At 67.0% G+C, this 4704-nt stretch carries 4 protein-coding genes, 5 tRNA genes and 1 other RNA gene; 1 reads left to right on the top strand and 9 read right to left on the bottom strand.

What is annotated here, in order from left to right; genetic code table 11:
• The 7 genes from VGV06_06780 to VGV06_06750 form a co-directional block, all read right to left on the bottom strand.
• Window positions 1-256: AAA family ATPase (locus VGV06_06780; protein HEV2054859.1), on the bottom strand; the 256-nt coding region annotated here is incomplete at its 3' end.
• A gap of 13 nt (window positions 257-269) precedes the next feature.
• An RNA gene (ffs, locus tag VGV06_06775) (signal recognition particle sRNA large type) lies at window positions 270-534 on the bottom strand.
• Window positions 535-715: 181 nt separating this feature from the next.
• Window positions 716-805, bottom strand: a tRNA-Ser gene (locus tag VGV06_06770).
• Window positions 806-896: 91 nt separating this feature from the next.
• Window positions 897-988, bottom strand: a tRNA-Ser gene (locus VGV06_06765).
• A 7-nt stretch (window positions 989-995) separates the two neighbouring features.
• Window positions 996-1496 (bottom strand): tRNA adenosine(34) deaminase TadA, encoded by a 501-nt coding sequence (gene tadA, locus VGV06_06760; GenBank protein ID HEV2054858.1) that lies wholly within the window; start codon window positions 1494-1496, stop codon window positions 996-998.
• A gap of 18 nt (window positions 1497-1514) precedes the next feature.
• Window positions 1515-1591 (bottom strand) — tRNA-Arg (locus tag VGV06_06755).
• Window positions 1592-1594: 3 nt separating this feature from the next.
• A tRNA-Ser gene (locus VGV06_06750) sits at window positions 1595-1688 on the bottom strand.
• Window positions 1689-1798: 110 nt separating this feature from the next.
• On the opposite strand from VGV06_06750, the gene VGV06_06745 reads away from it, so the two are divergent.
• Window positions 1799-3550: an ABC transporter ATP-binding protein/permease gene (locus VGV06_06745; GenBank protein ID HEV2054857.1), complete on the top strand. Its 1752-nt coding sequence runs from the start codon at window positions 1799-1801 to the stop codon at window positions 3548-3550.
• 77 nt (window positions 3551-3627) lie between these two features.
• On the opposite strand, the gene VGV06_06740 is transcribed toward VGV06_06745, so the two are convergent.
• Both VGV06_06740 and serS read right to left on the bottom strand, forming a co-directional pair.
• A tRNA-Ser gene (locus tag VGV06_06740) sits at window positions 3628-3717 on the bottom strand.
• A 9-nt stretch (window positions 3718-3726) separates the two neighbouring features.
• A partial coding sequence (gene serS / locus VGV06_06735; protein ID HEV2054856.1) for a serine--tRNA ligase occupies window positions 3727-4704 on the bottom strand: 978 nt, incomplete at its 5' end.

Below are 4704 nucleotides of genomic sequence, written 5' to 3'. Positions count from 1 at the left end.
CGCCTGAGACGAAGTCTAGGCAGGAGGGACAGGCGCCGCAAGCCTCGGGCCCGGTGCGATTCGTGCACGACAGCGCCTTGGCCAGGAGCCGCGCCGTCGTGGTCTTGCCGACGCCGCGAGGGCCCGTGAAGAGATACGCGTGCGCCACGCGGCCCGACGCCAGCGCGTTCTGCAGCGTGCGCGTCACCGGATCCTGCCCCACGACGGCCGCGAACACCTGCGGCCGCCACTTCCGCGCCAGCACCTGGTACGTCATCGCTGAATCAAGACCGTGCACCCGCCATCGAACCGCCCGTCCCGCGATCTCCAAGCGGAGCCGGCTCCGGTCAGGTACTCCCACGGCACACGAGTGAAACGCCTTACCGTTGCTCCCTTCCGGGTCTGGCGGGATTCGACGCGGCTCGTTGCGTGGGGCCCAACCTTCAACACCGTCCCGCGAGGCTCATTCGACACGAACGGCCCTCAAGAGGGAATTCAACCCCGCTGTAGCGGATTGCGGGTTACAGGGCACCGCTACCTCCCCGTCTAGCACGGCCAACCGTTGCCGGTCGTCGATAAGGGCCCATCTGCTTCGTTGGCGCGCTCGGCTGCACGCTCAACGTACGGAGAGTACGCCTCGCGTGCAGCCTTCGCGCGCCGCCTCGCAGCTGGACCCTTCTCGCCAACCGACGTGACCTCCGACGCCTCACAACAGGAAACCTCACGACGGAAAATATGGCGGAGGGGGTGGGATTCGAACCCACGGTAGAGTTACCCCTACACGGCATTTCCAGTGCCGCACCTTCGGCCACTCGGCCACCCCTCCCACGCTACGCAATTCAATCTCTTCACGCCTTGACTGCCCGACCCTGGGGCGCCGGAGCCCGGCGAAGGCGCCTCCAGGTGCAAAAGTTAATTGGCGGAGGGGAGAGGATTTGAACCCCCGAGGGACTTGCGCCCCTATCCGATTTCGAGTCGGACGCCTTCAACCGGGCTCGGCCACCCCTCCGCGCCACTTACGCTCTTTTCTTGTGAAAGAACTCGCTCAGGAGCGCTCCGCACTCCGCGCTTTGCACCCCGGCCACCACCGTCACCTGGTGGTTCAACCGCGGGTCGTCCAGCAGCCGGTACAGCGTCCGCGCGGCGCCCGCCTTCGGATCCGCCGCGCCGTAGACAACCCGCGTGACCCGCGCGTTGACCGCGGCGCCGCAACACATCGGGCACGGCTCCACCGTCGTGTAGAGATCGGCGCCGGCCAGCCGGTAATTGCGAACCGCCTGCGCCGCGTCTCTCAACGCGATGATCTCTGCATGCGCGGTCGGATCGGCCGCCGCAATCACCCGGTTGTGCCCGCGGCCGATGACCCGGCCGTCCAGCACCACCACGGCGCCCACCGGCACTTCGCCGGCCGCCTCGGCGCGCCGGGCTTCCTCCAGCGCCAGCCCCATGCGCCGCGCGTCCTCGGCTTCGGCCGTCTCCATTCCCGCCACGTTGGTCATGGGCAGGGGGACGGGCATCCGCCCCCCTGCCCGCGATGGTGCGCCCTAGAGGAGTCGAACCTCTGGCCTTCGGATTCGTAGTCCGACGCTCTATCCAACTGAGCTAAGGGCGCGTCTGGCGGAGAGGCCGGGATTCGAACCCGGGACAGAGGTTTTGCCCCTGTAACCGCTTAGCAGGCGGCTGCCTTCGGCCGACTCGGCCACCTCTCCGTACAGTCAAGCCCACAGAGTATAAGGCATTCGCGACCCAGCGACTACCCAGAACCTCCATCTCGGCCTATGCTTGCCCAATGAACCCCAACCAGCCGGGAGAACCCACCATGAGTCGCCTCCGCCGATTGCTCCGCAACGCCTGGGCGCTAACGCGGCCGTACTGGTTTTCCGAGGACCGCTGGGCGGCCTGGGGGCTGCTCCTGGCCGTCATCACGCTGAATCTCGGCATCGTCTTCATCAACGTGTTGCTGAACAAGTGGAACAACACCTTCTACAACTCGCTCCAGGACAAGAACTACGACGTTTTCGTCCAGCAGCTCTTCCGCTTCACGTGGCTGGCGGGCAGCTTCATCATCGTCGCCGTGTACCAGCTCTACCTGAACCAGATGCTCCAGATTCGCTGGCGGCGTTGGCTGACCGAGCGGTACCTCGGGGAGTGGCTCAGGGACACGGCGTACTACCGCATGCAACTCGCCGGCGGCGAGACCGACAACCCGGACCAGCGCATCGCCGAGGACCTGCGGCTCTTCGTGACCGGCACGCTGGTGCTCGGGATCGGGGGCATGCGCGCCGTGGTCACCCTGGTCTCCTTCATCGCGATCCTGTGGGGCCTCTCCGGCGCGGTGACCCTGCCCGTCGGCGGCTTTCTCGTCACCATCCCCGGCTACATGGTTTGGGCAGCCCTCGTCTACGCGATTGTCGGCACGTGGCTCACCGACCGCATCGGCCGGCCGCTGGTACGCATGAATTTCGACCGGCAGCGATACGAGGCGGATTTCCGCTTCGGCCTCGTGCGCTTCCGCGAGAACACCGAGGGCGTGGCCCTGTACCATGGCGAGCCCGACGAGTTGCGAAATTTCAGGACCCGCTTCGGCTCGGTGGTCCGCAACTGGTGGGACATCATGCGCCAGCAGAAACGATTGACGTGGTTCACCGCGGGCTACGGCCAGGCGGCGATCATCTTCCCCTTCGTGGTGGCGGCGCCGCGGTACTTCCGGGGCGAGATCCCCCTGGGCGGGCTCGTCCAGACCGCAACGGCATTCGGCCAGGTACAGGATTCACTGTCGTTCATTGTGTCTTCCTACACGGACATCGCCGAGTGGCGTTCGGTGGTCCAGCGGCTCGTGGGCTTCGAGGAGGCGCTCGACCGGGTGCGCGCCCAGGCCGGCGCCCGCGACGGAATCCGGCGCGTGGCCGGCGACGCGCTCGCGCTGGCCGTCGAGAACGTCGATCTCGCCCTGCCCGGAGGCACCGCGCTCATCTCGGGCGTGAATCTTGCGCTCGCGCCCGGCGAATCGGCGCTTCTCTCGGGACCGTCCGGCGCCGGAAAGAGCACGCTCATCCGGGCCATCGCGGGCATCTGGCCATTCGGTCGAGGCGAGATTCGTGTCCCGCGGGGTCCCGTGCTATTTCTGCCCCAGAAACCCTATCTGCCCATCGGGACGCTCAGGGAGGTCATCAGCTATCCGACGCCGGCGGGGGGATTGCCCGCGGGAGAACTCGACGACCAGGTCCTGCGCGAGGCGCTCGAGGCGGTGGGCCTGCCGGAGCTCGCCGGCCGCCTCGACGAGGCCGGCCACTGGGCGCTCCAGCTTTCCCCGGGCGAGCAGCAGCGAATTGCCTTCGCCCGCGCCCTGGTTCAGAAACCCGACTGGCTCTTCCTCGACGAAGCAACCTCCGCGGTGGACGAGGCGGCAGAAACGCGGCTCTACCAACTGGTCCGTGACCGCCTGCGCGGCACGGCCGTGCTCAGCGTAGGGCACCGCAGTTCGCTCCGCGCCTTCCATGACCGCCAGCTCGTTGTGAAGCCGAACGGAAGCGCACCCGCCTCAATCGTGGAGGTGTCCGTCACGTCGTGAGCGCCCAACGGTGATCTCGCCCACGGTCAACATGGCTTGGCCATGTTGAGGATGCCCTGTTGCGGATAAATGATAATTGGCGGAGGGGGAGGGATTCGAACCCCCGACCCCTTGCGGGATTCCGGTTTTCAAGACCGGCGCCTTAAACCAGACTCGGCCACCCCTCCGCAGCACAATCACGCGGGCCCGATGCGCTCGAGCCCGCCCATGTATGGCTTGAGCGCCGCCGGCACCGTCACGGCGCCGTCGGCTTCCTGGTAGTTCTCGAGGACCGCGATCAGCGTGCGTCCTACGGCCAGCCCCGAACCGTTCAGCGTGTGGCAGAACTCGGGCCTTCCGCCGCCGTCGGGCTTGTAACGGATCTCCGCGCGCCGCGCCTGGAAGGCGCCGCAGTCCGAGCACGACGAGATCTCGCGGTATTTCCCCTGCCCCGGCAGCCACACCTCGACGTCGTAGCTTTTCGTCGCCTGGAACCCCATGTCCCCCGCGCAGTGGAGCACCACGCGATACGGGATCTCGAGACGCTTGAGCACCTCCTCGGCGTTCAGGACCAACGTCTCGAGCTCCCCGGGCGACTGGGCCGGCGTCGTAACCTTGACCAGCTCGACCTTGTCGAACTGGTGATGGCGGATCATCCCCTTCATGTCCTTGCCGTACGTGCCTGCCTCGCGCCGGTAGCAGGGCGTGAAGGACACGTAGCGCCTGGGCAGCGTCCCCTCCGGCAGCGTCTCGCCCGTGTGGAGAGCGGTCACCGGCACCTCGGCAGTCGGGATGAGATAGAGCGTGCGGTCCTCATCCGGCTCGACGGTCTTGAACTGCTGCTCCTCGAACTTTGGCAGGAGCCCGTTGTTCTGCACTGTCGTGGCGTTCACGAGGTGCGGCACCCAGACCTCGGTGTAGCCGTGCTCACGGGTGTGCAGATCGAGCATGAAGTCAGTGAGCGCACGCTCGAGCCGCGCGAGCGGACCCCACAGCACGACGAAGCGCGACTTGGACATCCGCGCGGCCCGCTCGAAGTCCATGAGGCCGAGCGCCTCGCCGATTTCCTCGTGCGGCTTTGGCGCGAAGGCGAACTCGCGCAACGCGCCCCAGCGGCGGATCTCGACGTTCTTGTCCTCCGTCTGCCCGGGGGGGACGGACGCGTCGGGCAGATT

The sequence above is a fragment of the Candidatus Methylomirabilota bacterium genome (assembly GCA_035936835.1).
Taxonomy (GTDB): domain Bacteria; phylum Methylomirabilota; class Methylomirabilia; order Rokubacteriales; family CSP1-6; genus AR37.
This window is presented reverse-complemented; position numbering and strand designations above follow the sequence as displayed.